The organism is Acidimicrobiales bacterium (assembly GCA_036399815.1).
Classification (GTDB): Bacteria; Actinomycetota; Acidimicrobiia; order Acidimicrobiales; family DASWMK01; genus DASWMK01.
Genome location: DASWMK010000230.1, coordinates 1 through 12904, shown reverse-complemented (window position 1 = coordinate 12904; position 12904 = coordinate 1). Strand labels below are relative to the sequence as shown.

Annotated in this window: 13 protein-coding genes and 3 tRNA genes; 3 read left to right on the top strand and 13 right to left on the bottom strand. The window is 72.9% G+C overall.

Features of this window, described 5'->3' with window-relative positions:
- The 3 genes from VGB14_17255 to VGB14_17245 form a co-directional block, all read right to left on the bottom strand.
- Positions 1 to 138: GTP-binding protein (locus VGB14_17255; GenBank protein HEX9994679.1), on the bottom strand; the 138-nt coding region annotated here is incomplete at its 3' end.
- A gap of 42 nt (positions 139 to 180) precedes the next feature.
- A tRNA-Met gene (locus VGB14_17250) sits at positions 181 to 254 on the bottom strand.
- A 10-nt stretch (positions 255 to 264) separates the two neighbouring features.
- Positions 265 to 337, bottom strand: a tRNA-Thr gene (locus VGB14_17245).
- Between the two features lie 98 nt (positions 338 to 435).
- Between VGB14_17245 and VGB14_17240 the strand changes: the two genes are divergently transcribed.
- Together VGB14_17240 and VGB14_17235 are read left to right on the top strand one after the other, a co-directional pair.
- The gene (locus VGB14_17240) at positions 436 to 1746 is read left to right on the top strand and encodes a hypothetical protein (protein HEX9994678.1); all 1311 of its coding nucleotides are present in this window, start codon (positions 436 to 438) and stop codon (positions 1744 to 1746) included.
- Positions 1747 to 1779: 33 nt separating this feature from the next.
- On the top strand, positions 1780 to 2709 hold the full coding sequence (locus tag VGB14_17235) for a hypothetical protein (protein HEX9994677.1): 930 nt from the start codon (positions 1780 to 1782) through the stop codon (positions 2707 to 2709).
- Positions 2710 to 2715: 6 nt separating this feature from the next.
- Here the strand turns inward: VGB14_17235 and VGB14_17230 are convergent, their stop codons facing one another.
- Positions 2716 to 3711: a PHB depolymerase family esterase gene (locus VGB14_17230; GenBank protein ID HEX9994676.1), complete on the bottom strand. Its 996-nt coding sequence runs from the start codon at positions 3709 to 3711 to the stop codon at positions 2716 to 2718.
- A gap of 18 nt (positions 3712 to 3729) precedes the next feature.
- Positions 3730 to 3815: transfer RNA gene (locus VGB14_17225), tRNA-Tyr, on the bottom strand.
- A gap of 38 nt (positions 3816 to 3853) precedes the next feature.
- Here VGB14_17225 and VGB14_17220 point away from each other — a divergent pair.
- Positions 3854 to 4342, top strand: a complete 489-nt coding sequence (locus tag VGB14_17220; protein ID HEX9994675.1) for a YajQ family cyclic di-GMP-binding protein — start codon at positions 3854 to 3856, stop codon at positions 4340 to 4342.
- On the opposite strand, the gene VGB14_17215 is transcribed toward VGB14_17220, so the two are convergent.
- The 8 genes from VGB14_17215 to VGB14_17180 all read right to left on the bottom strand — a co-directional run.
- Positions 4332 to 5531: a M23 family metallopeptidase gene (locus VGB14_17215; protein ID HEX9994674.1), complete on the bottom strand. Its 1200-nt coding sequence runs from the start codon at positions 5529 to 5531 to the stop codon at positions 4332 to 4334. The genes VGB14_17220 and VGB14_17215 overlap by 11 nt on opposite strands.
- Positions 5532 to 5564: 33 nt before the next feature.
- The gene (locus VGB14_17210; protein HEX9994673.1) at positions 5565 to 6410 is read right to left on the bottom strand and encodes a zinc metalloprotease HtpX; all 846 of its coding nucleotides are present in this window, start codon (positions 6408 to 6410) and stop codon (positions 5565 to 5567) included.
- A 49-nt stretch (positions 6411 to 6459) separates the two neighbouring features.
- A complete protein-coding gene (locus tag VGB14_17205; protein HEX9994672.1) occupies positions 6460 to 6888 on the bottom strand; it encodes a hypothetical protein in 429 nt (142 codons plus the stop codon).
- A 61-nt stretch (positions 6889 to 6949) separates the two neighbouring features.
- Positions 6950 to 7372: a septum formation family protein gene (locus VGB14_17200; GenBank protein ID HEX9994671.1), complete on the bottom strand. Its 423-nt coding sequence runs from the start codon at positions 7370 to 7372 to the stop codon at positions 6950 to 6952.
- 21 nt (positions 7373 to 7393) lie between these two features.
- Complete coding sequence (gene acs, locus VGB14_17195) at positions 7394 to 9361, bottom strand: acetate--CoA ligase (protein HEX9994670.1); 1968 nt, start codon at positions 9359 to 9361, stop codon at positions 7394 to 7396.
- Between the two features lie 9 nt (positions 9362 to 9370).
- A complete protein-coding gene (locus VGB14_17190) occupies positions 9371 to 10405 on the bottom strand; it encodes an SAM-dependent methyltransferase (protein ID HEX9994669.1) in 1035 nt (344 codons plus the stop codon).
- 73 nt (positions 10406 to 10478) lie between these two features.
- The gene (locus tag VGB14_17185; GenBank protein ID HEX9994668.1) at positions 10479 to 11984 is read right to left on the bottom strand and encodes an NADH-quinone oxidoreductase subunit N; all 1506 of its coding nucleotides are present in this window, start codon (positions 11982 to 11984) and stop codon (positions 10479 to 10481) included.
- Between the two features lie 3 nt (positions 11985 to 11987).
- On the bottom strand, positions 11988 to 12904 hold a 917-nt coding region (locus VGB14_17180; GenBank protein HEX9994667.1), incomplete at its 5' end, for an NADH-quinone oxidoreductase subunit M.

Sequence of the window (12904 nt, the reverse complement as noted above, 5' to 3'; positions counted from 1 at the left end):
CGTGAACGACACCGACGGATTCGCGTCGTGCAACACCTTCGTGATCGCCGCCGTCAACGTCGTCTTCCCATGATCGATATGACCCATCGTCCCCACATTCAAATGGGGCTTCGTACGCTCGAACTTCGCCTTGGCCATGGGGGGACACTCCGTTGTGGGTCGCTGGTGGTCGGGGTTCGGTGGCGGCGGTCGGACTCGAACCGACGACTCCTCGATTATGAGCCGAGTGCTCTTACCAACTGAGCTACGCCGCCAGGGATGGCGAGCCCCCTGCCGGAATCGAACCGGCGACACCAGCCTTACCATGGCTGTGCTCTGCCGACTGAGCTAAGGGGGCGCGGCACGGCGGCGCTCGGCCGACGACCGACCAGCCATCATACCCGGGCCGCGAGAGGGCCCCTCAAGGCCGGCCCCGCGCCGGCCGATCCTGACGACGTGCGCTACGAGCGGCTGGTGATCGAGGCGGGCAGCAACACGTTCACGCTCAACCTCCACCCCCGCCTGACCGTGATCGCCGGGGTCGGACGGCTGGAGCGGGAGAGCCTGGCCGGCGAGCTCATCGGCGCGCTCGGCAGCAGCCGCCCCGGCGTCCACATGGAGCTCGTGGAGGACGACGGGCGGCGCCTCGCCGTGTTCCGGCCCCACGGCGCCCGCCACCGGGTGGTCGACGTGAACGAGGCCGTCGACGTCAGCCGGGAGTTCGCCGGCGAGGGCGGCCGCATCGACCTGCTGGGCAAGGCCGGCCTCGACCTGCTGGCCGCCCGCCGCTCCATGCGCCTCACCGCCAGCGAGCTGCGCTCGGACTCCCAGGGCGACGAGAACGTGCGCCGCCTCGCCGCCGTCGACCAGGGCCTGCTCTGGGCCGCGGCCGAGCGCCTGCGGGCCGCCGAGGAGCGGCTCCAGGAGGAGGCCGAGGCCGTCGGGTCGGCGCCCGAGGACGCCGAGGTCGTCGAGCGCATCGAGCGCCGCCACGAGGACTTCGAGCGGGCCCTCGCCAAGCACGAGAGCGTCCGCCACCACGCCATCTTCATCGGCGGGGCGTGCGCGCTGGCCGCCATCCCGGCCGCGCTGATGAACCGGCTGACCGCCTTCCCGTTCCTCGCCGTCGCCGCCGTGACGACGATCGTGTCGATCGTGTTCCGCCGCCGCCTGGAGCGGGCCAGGGCGGCCGAGCAGGAGGCGCTGGCCGACGCCGGCGCCCAGTCCTACCTGGGCTTCCACCTCCAGCGGGTCAACGGCCTGCTGTCCACCGACCAGAGCCGCCGGCGGCTGATGCAGGCGGCCGAGGACCACCGCGACGCGCTGGCCGCCTGGCAGGCCCTGGCCGGCGACGTGCCCGCCGAGTGGGCCGTCGAACGCCAGGAGGAGGTCATGGCGGCCGCGCTCCTGCGCAAGGACGTGGACGCGCTCGGCACGATGTCGTCGACGGCGCCGAGCATGGGCGGGCAGGCCACCGCCGACCTCGCCCACGTGCTCGTCGGCCGGATGAGCACGCTCCGGGCCGTCGGCCCGAACGCCGAGAGCCTGCCGCTCGTGCTCGACGACCCGTTCACCGACCTCGAGCGGTCGGTCAAGCCGTCGCTGCTGGAGCTGCTCAGCCGCTCGGGCGGGTCGCCGCAGGTGATCTTCCTCACCGAGGACGAGGACGTGGCCTCCTGGGCCCGGCTGGAAGCGCTCACCGGCGACCTCGCCATCCTCGAGCCGACCCCCGAGTCCGAGCCCCGGCCCCACTCCGTCGCCGTCTGAGGCGTAGCGTTCCCCCCGGAGAAGGGGGGAGCGATGCGCAAGCTCGTCGTCGTCGTGCTCGTCCTCGGCACGCTGGGTTGGGGGTCGCCGCCGGCCGGCGCGACCTTCCCGGGGTTGAACGGGATGGTCACCTGGGCCAGGACGCGGTTCTCGCAGGACCAGGAGCTCTGGGGGCGCGACCTGTCCACGGGCAGGACCGTCCAGATCACCCACAACGAGCGGCCCGACTTCGAGCCGGCGTGGGCGCCCGACGGGCGGCACCTCGCGTTCACGTCGTGCACGTCGTCGGACTGCGACGTCTGGATCGCCGCCGCCGACGGGACCGGGGAGACCAACGTCACCCAGAACGAGGGCCAGGCCGACCGGTGGCCGTCGTGGTCGCCCGACGGGCGGTGGCTCGTCTACTCGAGCCAGAACTTCGACGGGACGAGCAGCATCTCGGTCATCAGGGTCGACGGGACCGGCCGGCGCCAGCTGGTCGACGACACGTTCTCGAACGAGCAGCCGTCCTGGTCGCCGAACGGCCGGTGGATCGCGTTCGCCAGCAACCGGGCCGGCACCTTCGACCTGTGGCGGATGGACCCACGGGGCGGGAACGTCCAGCGCCTGACGCCGACCGACGGCGTGCAGGAGGGGAACCCGGACTGGAGCCCGGACGGGTCCACGATCGCCTTCGACGCCTGCATCAGCACGACGTTCCCCTGCCCCGGGTTCCACCCGAACTACGAGATCTACGTCCTCACCGGCAGCGGGCTCGTCCAGCGGCTGACCAACGCCTCGAACATCGACTGGAACCCGGCCTGGTCGCCCGACGGCAGCTCGATCGTGTTCCGCAGCGACCGCACCCACTACACGGCGCTGTGGCTCATGAACGCCGACGGGACCAACGAGCGGATCCTCACCCCCCAGCAGTTCATGGGCGGCGTCGACCCGGCCTGGCAGCCGCTGCCCGTCCCCGACTGACGGGAGCTAGTGCGCGTCGAAGAAGTCGAGGATGAGGTCGGTGGCCGAGATCTCCCTGGTGGTCTCGCCGAGGGGGGCGAGCTCGGCCGCCGCCCCCGGCCAGGTGTGGCCGCCGCCCTCGACGGCGTAGAGCACGACGTCGGACCCGGCCTCGCAGCCCGACCAGGCCAGCCGGCGGATGCCGTCGGCCGGCTCGTCCTCGGCCGGGCCGCCGTCGCAGCCGTCGTGGTTGGCCCAGTCCTGCATGGTCGTCTCCTCGGGCGGGACGGGCAGGCCGTTGGCCGCGGCCGCCGCCACCGGGGCGATCGGGCCGCCCTCGTAGGGGACGATCGGGTCGGCGGTGCCGTGGAAGGAGATGACGGCGACCGGCGTCGTCCGCGCGCAGTCGGGCGAGTAGAAGTTGGCGGTCACCATGGCCGCCGCCGCCAGCCGGTCGCCGAGGGCGCAGGCCAGCCGGGCGCTCATCGCCGCCCCGTTCGACATGCCGGCCGCGTACTCCCGGTCGGCGTCCACGCAGAGGGTCGCCTCGAGGTGGTCGTAGAGGTCGGCGGAGAAGGCCACGTCGTCGACCTCGCCGGCGACCGGCGGCAGGAACACCCAGCGGGGCGGGTCGCCGAGCGCCTGGGGGGTGGCGACGGCGTAGCCCCGCCCGGCGCCGGCCGTGCCGAGCCCCGAGTAGGCCGCCTGCTGCTCGGCGTTGGACCCGTACCCGTGGAAGTTCACGATCACCGGGACCGGGCCGGTGCCGTCGTAGCCGTCGGGGAGGTCGAGGAGGTAGGTGCGCTCGTGGCCGCCCGACGTGAGGCTCCCCTCGGCGCCCGGGTCGGCGTCGCGGCCGGCGCAGGCCGGCTCGGTGACGGGGGCCGCCGCAGGCGTCGTCGTCGTCGTCGTGGTCGTCGACGGCGTGGGGAGCGCCGCCGCCTCGCCGTCCGCCCCGTCGCCCGAGGACGAGCAGGCCGCCACCAGCGCGAGGGCGGCGAGCAGGGCGGCGGCACGGGTCACGCCGCCACTGTCGCACGGTGGTGGGCCGGGAAGGATTCGAACCTCCGTAGGCGTAAGCCGGCAGGTTTACAGCCTGCTCCCTTTGGCCACTCGGGCACCGACCCTTGGGGCGCTCGACGATAGCGCGGGTACCGTGGCCTCCATGCCGACCTTCGACGTGGTGTCCGAGGTCGATCTCCAGGAGGTCCGCAACGCCGTGGACCAGGCCCGCCGGGAGATCGGGACCCGCTTCGACTTCAAGAACACGGCCTCGACGATCGACCTCGGCGACGGCGAGATCACCCTGCACTCCTCGACCGAGGACCGCCTGGCCGCCCTCCGCGTCGTGCTCGAGGAGAAGCTCGTGCGCCGCAAGGTGTCGCTGAAGGCGCTCTCCTACGGCAAGGTCGAGGAGGCCTCGGGCGGGGCCGCCCGCCAGCGGGCGACGATCTCGGCCGGCATCTCCGCCGACAAGGCGAGGGAGCTGAACAAGTTCATCAAGGGGCTGAACCTGAAGGGCGTGCAGTCGCAGTCCCAGGGCGACCAGCTGCGGGTGAGCGGGAAGAAGCGCGACGACCTCCAGGCCGTCATCGCCGCGCTCAAGGAGGGGGACTTCGGCGTCCCGCTCCAGTTCACGAACTTCAGGGACTGAGCGACCCCGACAGGATCGGCGGCAGCAGCGGGCTGAGGAAGGCCGCCGCCCCCGCCCTCGCCTCCTGCCACTCGGCCAGCCGGGCCACCGCGTCCCAGTCGACCTGGTCGAAGTCCACGCCGTCGGTGGTCGCCGTGGAGCCCGGCGCGGCCGCCGGCGGCGCGGCCGGCGCGGCGGCCGGCCCGGTCGGGAGGGCGACGGCGGCCTCGGACGGGTCGTCGTCGTACAGCTCGCGCACGATCGTGGTGCCGACGAGCGACTGCGGGGCCGGCGGCCGGAACGAGGCCAGCAGCTCGGGCACCCTGGCCTCGGCGTCGAGGAGCCACTGGTCGAGGATCGGCTTGGGGTCGACGGCGTCGCCGCCCTGCGGGTGGACCTCGAAGTGGACGTGCGGCGGGCCGCCCCTGGCGTTGCCCGAGTCGCCCACGAACCCGACGACCTGGCCGGTGTGGACGGGCACGCCGGTGGCGATCCCGTCGGCCAGGCCGCTCATGTGGGCCATGTAGTAGTAGGTGCCGTCGGGCTCGGTGACCGTGACGGACAGGCCGCCGAGCGTGCCGTTGCCGACCCGGGCGACGCCGTCGGCCGGCGAGCGGATGGGCAGGCCGTAGTCGGCGAGCACGTCACAGCCCTGGTGGAACCGGAAGGCCGGGCCCCAGCGGGGGAAGAGGAAGTCGTCGCTGAAGTGGGCCGGGCCGGCGATCGGGAAGCGCCCGCTGCCGAGGATGGCCGCCTCCTGGGCCGTCATGCCCAGCCCCTCGAGCGGGGCCAGCGCCGCGAGCAGACGGGAGTTGTCGTTCGGCGGGGTGCGGGGGTGGGCGTCGATGATGGCCTGGGCCCAGGCCGGGCCCGGGATGCCGCCGGCCGGCGGGACCCACCAGTTGCCGCCGCTCGACGAGGAGCCGCCGCTGCCGCCCGACGGGGGCGCCGTGGTCGGCGGCGTGGTCGGGCCGGGCGCCGGCTGGGAGGGGGACGGGGTGGACGGGGGCGGCGTCGTCGGGCCGGGCCGGTGCCCCCCGCCCCCGCCACCACCGCCGGAGGGGGGAGCGGTGGTGGTGGGGGACGGGGTCGGCACGGGCAGCTGGGCGCCGGCCGGGACGGCCGCCCACCCGGCGAGCGAGGCGGCGGCGACCACGGCGGCGGCGGCGAGGCAGGTCGGTCGCATCTCGGGGGACGGGTTCGCCGTCACCCCCTCGACCTCCTGCCGGACCTCCTGCCGGGATCAGCGCCAGGCGCCGGACCGGAGGCGGGCGACGCGGTCCTCGGTCGCGGGGTGGGTCCTGAAGAGGTTGGCGAAGTTGACGTTCCGGCCGGTGAGCGGGTTCACGATGAACGCCTGCGCGTGGGCCGGGTCGATGTCCATCGGGATGCGGCGGGCGCCGACCTCGAGCTTCTCGAGGGCCCTGGCCAGCGGCTCGCCGTCGCCGATCAGGCGGGCGCCGGTGCGGTCGGCCTCGAACTCCCGGCTGCGGCTGAGCGCCATCTGGAGCAGGCCGGCGGCCAGCGGGGCGAGGAACGCCATGGCCAGCAGGGCGATCGGGTTGTCGCCGTCGTCGTCGCGGCCGCCGAAGAAGGCGGCGAAGCGGAGGATGCTGGCGATGAACGTGATGCCCATGGCGACGGCGGCGGCTACCGACCCGATCAGGATGTCCCGGTTGCCGACGTGGCTGATCTCGTGGGCGAGCACCCCCCGCAGCTCGTCCCAGTCGAGGATCTGGAGGATCCCCCTCGTGACGGCGACGGCGGCGTGGTCGGGGTTGCGCCCGGTGGCGAACGCGTTGGGCTGGAGGTCGGGGGTGACGTAGAGCTTCGGCATCGGCATGCCGGCCCGGCTGGTCAGCTCCCGGACGATGGCGTGGTACTCGGGCATCTCGGCCTCGGTGACCGGCACGGCCCGGGCCGCCTTGATGGCGATGACGTCGCTCTTCCAGTAGGACACGCCGACCACGGCGAGGCCGATGGCCAAGCCGACGATGGCGCCGTTGCCGCCCCACAGCGCGCCGCCGACGACCACGAGCAGGCCGCCCAGCGCCGCCAGGAGCACGTAGGTCTTGAACGTGTTCTTCATAGCTGTCCTCGTCAACGCCGGGAGCCGGCCGGGTAGTTCCTGCCGTCGCTCAGTCGTAATAGCCGGAGTGGAGGTAGATGCAGGGCACCCCCTCGTCCCTGAACATGTCGACGTTCCGGCGGTCGTCCTCGAACGCGAGGCGCAGGTCGAGCCCGACGGCCCGCAGCTCGCCGACCGTCCGGTGCTTGAAGTCCCTCGCCGAGAGCAGCCCGGTCGTCCGCTCCCGCATGACGAGCAGGTCCCAGCGGACGTCGTAGCGCTCCAGCCACCGCACGGTCTGGGGCTGGACCCGGATGGGCCTCGCCGTCAGCAGCACGACGTGCAGGCCGGGGTCGAGCACCTCGAGCAGCCGCCCGACCTCGTCGATGAGCGGGTCCTCCCCGCACGCGTCGAAGAACGCCCGCCAGTCCCTGGTCGGGTGCTCGAGGTAGTGCTGGCGGCCGGCGGCGTCGGACAGCACGCCGTCGATGTCGAACACGACGGCCGGGCCGGGGCGGACGGCCCCGGCCCGCCAGCGCCAGTTGCCGTGCTCCCCGGCGCTACTCGTTGGAGCCCTTCTTCGACCCGGTCAGCTCGCTCTCGTCGAGGGACGTGAGCACGCACAGCACCTCGTGGTCGTCGGCCTCGTTCCAGCTCTCCTCGGACGGCTTGATCGAGAAGTAGCCGTAGATCGACTCCGCGTACGGGATGCCGACGTAGCCCTCGAAGGCGGACAGGCAGCGCTCCTCCGCCTCGGAGCTCACCGCCTCGTCGCCGGGGTAGTCGTCGCCCTCGATGTCGAAGGTCTCGTAGACCTCCCCGAAGTGGGCCTCGTCGCAGTCGACCGTGTCGAAGTCCTCGATCGAGCCGAGGTCGTCTGGCCGCTCGAAGCACTCGCCGACATCCGCGGTGGCCACGCTCTTCGAGCAGGCCAGGGTGGTGGCGGCCACGAGGGCGGCCAGGAGCAGCAGGCGACGGATCATGGCCGGGGAGTGTACGGAGGCTCAGCCCTCCTGGGGCGCCTCCGCGGCCCGCCGCCGGATCTCGTCGACCACCGAGGCGTCGGCCAAGGTCGTCGTGTCGCCGAGGTCGCGGCCCTCGGCCACGTCGCGGAGCAGCCGGCGCATGATCTTGCCGGACCGGGTCTTCGGGAGCTCGTCGGTGAAGATGATCGTCTTCGGCCGGCTGATGGCCCCGATCTTCTTGCTGACGTGGCCGCGCAGCTCCTGGCCGAGCTCCTCGCTCGCCTCGGTCGTGCCCTTGACGGTGACGAAGGCGATGATGGCCTGGCCGGTGGTCTCGTCCTTGGCCCCGACGACGGCGGCCTCGGCCACCTTCGGGTGGTCGACGAGGGCCGACTCGACCTCGGTGGTCGACACCCGGTGCCCGGACACGTTCATGACGTCGTCGACCCGGCCGAGCAGCCAGAAGTAGCCCTCGTTGTCGATCTTGGCCCCGTCGCCGGCGAAGTAGCGGCCCTCGTACCGGCTCCAGTACGTCTCCCGGTAGCGCTCGGGGTCGCCCCAGATGCCCCGCAGCATCGACGGCCACGGGCGGGTGAGGGTGAGGTAGCCGCCGCCCTTCTCGACCGACCGGCCGGCGTCGTCCACCACCTCGGCGCCGATGCCGGGCAGCGGGAAGGTCGCCGAGCCCGGCTTGGTGGTCGTGGCCCCCGGCAGCGGGCTGATCATGATGGCGCCGGTCTCGGTCTGCCACCACGTGTCGACGACCGGGGTGCGGCCGCCGCCGATGTGCTGCTGGTACCAGATCCAGGCCTCGGGGTTGATGGGCTCGCCCACCGAGCCGAGGAGGCGCAGGCTCGACAGGTCGTGGCGCTCGGGCTCCTGGGTGCCCCACTTCATGAACGTCCGGATGGCCGTCGGCGCCGTGTAGAGGATGGTCACCCCGTAGCGCTCGACGATGTCCCACCACCGGTCCTTGCCCGGGTGGTCGGGGGTGCCCTCGTACATCACCGAGGTCGCCCCGTTGGCGAGGGGCCCGTAGACGATGTAGCTGTGCCCGGTCACCCAGCCGATGTCGGCCGCGCACCAGTACACGTCGGTGTCGGGGTGGAGGTCGAACACGTACCGGTGGGTGAACGCGACCTGGGTGAGGTAGCCGCCGGTCGTGTGCATGATGCCCTTGGGCTTGGCCGTGGTGCCCGACGTGTAGAGCAGGTACAGCAGGTCCTCGCTGTCCACCGGCTCGCACGGGCAGTCGGCCTCGGCCTCGGCCATCAGCTCGTGGTACCAGCGGTCCCGGCCGTCCTCCATGTGCACGTCGGCCTCGGTGCGGCGCACGACGACCACGTGCTCGATGGTCGGGGTGTTGGCGACGGCCACGTCGGCGTTGGCCTTCAGCGGGACCGCGCTCCCCCGCCGCCAGCCGCCGTCCGCCGTGATCAGCACCTTGGCCTCGGCGTCGTTGATGCGGTCGGCCAGGGCGTCGGAGGAGAACCCGCCGAACACGACCGAGTGGGGGGCGCCGATGCGGGCGCAGGCCAGCATGGCGACCGGCAGCTCCGGGATCATCGGCAGGTAGATGTTGACCCGGTCGCCCTTGCGCACGCCGAGGCCCTTCAGCACGTTGGCGAAGCGCTGGACCTCGGCGAGCAGGTCGGCGTAGGTGATCGTCCGCTTGTCGCCGGGCTCGCCCTCCCAGTGGAACGCCACCCGGTCGCCCCGGCCGGCGGCGACGTGGCGGTCCAGGCAGTTGTGGGCGACGTTCAGCTTCCCGCCCACGAACCACTTGGCGAAGGGCAGGTCCCACTCGCAGATCGTGTGCCACTCCTGGTCCCAGTCGAGCAGGTCGGCGGCCTGCCGCGCCCAGAACCCCTCGACGTCCTTGTCGGCCTCGTCGTACAACGACGTGTCGGTGACGAGGGCGTCGGCCTTGAACCAGTCCGGCGGCGGGAAGCTCCGCTCCTCGACGAGCCAGTCCTCGATCGCCGCCTGTCGAGTGTCGTCGCTCATGACCGGAGCCTACGTCTGCCACTCCAGCACGGTGAAGGCCCCGAGGCCGGCCGGGTCGAGGAGGGCCTCGGCCTCCCTCGCCCGGCTCCTCGCCCGGAGCGCGGCGAGGTCGCCGACGGCGGCCCGCTCGGCCCACACCCGGCGACCCTCCTCGACCAGCTCGTCGATGCCGAGGGCGGCGAGGGCCTCGGCCTGGGTGGCCCTCGCCACCGGAGCGCGGACCCTGGCCAGCTGGTCCTCGGCCACGTCGCAGGTGAGGTCCTGGGTGCCGAGGTCGGCGAGGGGCGGCCCGCCCCGCTCGTGGCCCCGGTAGGTGCGCAGCCACCCGGCGAAGCCCCGCCCGGCCAGCTCGGCCGTCGTCGGCACCGTGTAGTCGACGACCACGACCCGCACCGAGGGGGCGACGGCCAGGGCGGCGGCCAGCCAGGCGGCGGCCGCCTGCTGGAGCGGGATGCGGGTGCCGTCGGTGGCCTCGGGCACGAGCGCGTCCGCCCTCGCCGCCACGTCGGGCGGGGCCTCGACCGGCACCTCCTCGAGGCCGCCGGCCCCGGCGCCGACGCGGACCTCGCACCACCGGCCGTCGCGGCGCTCGACCACGTCGAAGGGCAGGTTGTCGAGCAGCTCGTTGGCCAGCACCGCGACCGGGCCGTCGAGCCCGGCCGGCAGCTCGCCCAGGCTGGTGACCACCGGCCCGCCGCCCGCGCTGTCGAGCTCGACCTCCCGCGGCGCCGACCAGGGCAGGTGCCGGGCGTGCTCGGCCCGCAGGGCGGCCGACCGCTCGACCAGCACGTAGCGGAGGGCGCCGGCGCACGCCGGGGCGGCGGCGAGGACCGTCCGGGCCAGGGTCCCCCGCCCGGCGCCGGCCTCCACCACCAGCCACGGGTCGGGCCGGCCGGCGTCGGCCCACCACCGGTCGAGCGCCCTGGCGACGAGCGCCCCGAACAGCGGGCCCACCTCCGGGGCGGTCAGGAAGTCGCCCCGCCGGCCGGCCGCGCCGCCGCTCGCGTAGAAGCCGAGCTCGGGGTCGTAGAGGGCGGCCTCCACGACCTCCGCGTACGGGAGCGGGCCGAGCCGGGCGATCCTCGCCGCGACCCGCTCCTCGAGGCGGTTCGTGGGCTCAGCCCCCGAGGGCGACGAGGTCGCCGAGGTCGCCGAGGCGGGTGGCGATCCCGGGCAGCACGCCGAACAGCAGGGTGGCCGCCGCCGTCAGGGCCACGGCCGCGGCCAGCGCGACGGGGACCCGCACGGGCGTGCGGTCCTCGTCGGGCACGGGCCGGAAGAACATCTCCCTCGCCACGGACGCGTAGTAGAAGAGCCCGATCACCGAGTTGACGGCGGCGATCACGGCCAGGGCGACGGCCCAGCCGTCGGCGTCGGTGAGCAGGGCCCTGAACACCACGAACTTGGCCATCCAGCCGCCGAGCGGGGGGATGCCGGCCAGGGAGAACAGGAACACGCCCATCACCACGGCGAGGCCGGGGGCGTACTCGAACAGCCCGCCGTAGGAGGCGATCGTGCCCGACCGGGTCTTGCGGGCGACGGCGATGACGACGGCGAACGCGCCGAGGTTCATCGCCGCGTAGATCACGAGGTAGGTGACGATGGCCGTGAGCGCGTTCTCGGTGGCCGCGTCGCTCGCCTGCACGGCGACGAACGGGAGCAGGATGAACCCGCCCTGGGCCACCGACGAGTAGGCCAGCAGCCGCACCACGTTGGTCTGGCGCAGGGCGATCAGGTTGCCGACCGTCATCGTCACCGCGCACAGCACCCAGAACAGCGGGCGGTACACGTCCTCCCGCCCGAGGAAGCCGACCAGCACGAGCTGGAGGAGGGCGACGAACCCGGCCGCCTTCGACGCCACCGACAGGAAGGCGGTGATCGGGGTGGGGGCGCCCTCGTACGTGTCCGGCGCCCAGGTGTGGAAGGGCACGGCCGACACCTTGAACAGGAACCCGATCAGCACGAACATGATCCCGACGGTGACGACCGGCTGGCTGTCGCCGACGCTCACCGCGTCGCGGATGCCGGCGAGGACGGTCGTGCCGCTCACGCCGTACACCAGCGACATCCCGTAGAGCATGATCGCCGAGGCGAACACGCCCATCAGGTAGTACTTCAGCCCGGCCTCGTTGCCCCTCAGGTCGCGCTTGCGCCAGCCGGCGAGCAGGTAGGCGGGGATCGACAGCAGCTCGAGGGCGACGAAGATCGACACCAGGTCCCTCGACGAGGCCATCACCACCATGCCGAGGACCGACGACAGCAGCAGGAAGTAGTACTCGCCCTGGGCGTAGTCGCCCTCGCCGATGTCGTTGGTCGACATGAGGACGGTGACGTAGCCCGCCACCAGCAGCAGGCCCTTCATCACCAGCGCGAAGTCGTCGACCACGTAGGCGCCGCCGAACAGCGACCGGTCCGTCCCGTCGACGGCCAGGGTCAGGATCGGCAGCAGCGGGGCGAGGAGCCCGAAGGCGCCGACCGTCGACGCCGTCCACCGGCTCTCGTCCGGGGCGACGAGGTCGACGAGCAGGAGGACGACCAGCGCCACGGTGAGGACGATCTCGGGCGCGAGCGCGTGGTAGTCGAGGTTCGGCGCGTCGAAGGCGGCCTGGGCGAGGACGTGCACGGCCTAGATCCCGAGGGCTCGCATCACGGCGTCGTCGGTCACCCCGAACAGCAGGTTCGGGTAGACGCCGAGGGCGACGATGAGCGCCAGCATCGGCGCCCAGGCCAGCCACTCGGGCACGTGCACGTCGGAGATGTGCTCGTGGACGAACTCCTCCCTGGGCGTGCCGAACGCCGTCTTCTGGAGCATCCACAGCAGGTAGCCGGCGGCGAACACGGTGCCGATGGCGGCGACGACCATGTAGACCCTGAACAGCTCCTCGGAGAGGGCCTCGTGGGGCGAGTAGGCCGACAGGATGGCCGGGAACTCGCCCCAGAACCCGGCCAGGCCGGGCAGGCCGAGCGAGGCCATCGCGCAGAACCCGAGGATCCAGCCGAGCCGGGGCGCCGACACGAGCAGGCCGCCGAGCCGCCCCATGTCGAGGGTGTGGTAGCGGTCCTTCACCGAGCCGGCCAGGAAGAACAGCATCCCGGTGATCAGGCCGTGGGCGACCATGCCGAAGATGGCGGCGTTGAAGCCGAAGTCGGTGAGGGTCGAGATGCCGAGCATCACGAACCCCATGTGGGCCACCGACGAGAAGGCGATCAGCCGCTTCATGTCGGTCTGGGCCAGGCAGCCGAGCGCGCCGTAGATGATGCCGACCACCGCCAGCGCCCCGATCCACGGCGCCCACGACTGGGCCGCCTCGGGCAGGATCGGCACGGCCACCCGGATGAACCCGTAGGTGCCGAGCTTCAGGAGGACGGCGGCCAGGATCACCGAGCCCACCGTGGGCGCCTCGGTGTGGGCGTCGGGCAACCAGGTGTGGAACGGGAACATCGGCACCTTGATGGCGAACCCGATGAACAGCGCCCCGAAGATGAGCAGCTGGGTGTCGTGGTCGATGGCGTCCGTGGCCCGCTCGATCAGGAGCGGGATCG

Excerpts from the sequence above, each read along its gene's own strand:
- VGB14_17235 (HEX9994677.1), top strand. The coding sequence starts at position 1,780 with ATGCGCAAGCTCGTCGTCGTCGTGCTCGTCCTCGGCACGCTGGGTTGG.
- VGB14_17220 (HEX9994675.1), top strand. The coding sequence starts at position 3,854 with ATGCCGACCTTCGACGTGGTGTCCGAGGTCGATCTCCAGGAGGTCCGC.
- VGB14_17210 (HEX9994673.1), bottom strand. The coding sequence starts at position 6,410 with ATGAAGAACACGTTCAAGACCTACGTGCTCCTGGCGGCGCTGGGCGGC.
- VGB14_17200 (HEX9994671.1), bottom strand. The coding sequence starts at position 7,372 with ATGATCCGTCGCCTGCTGCTCCTGGCCGCCCTCGTGGCCGCCACCACC.
- acs (HEX9994670.1), bottom strand. The coding sequence starts at position 9,361 with ATGAGCGACGACACTCGACAGGCGGCGATCGAGGACTGGCTCGTCGAG.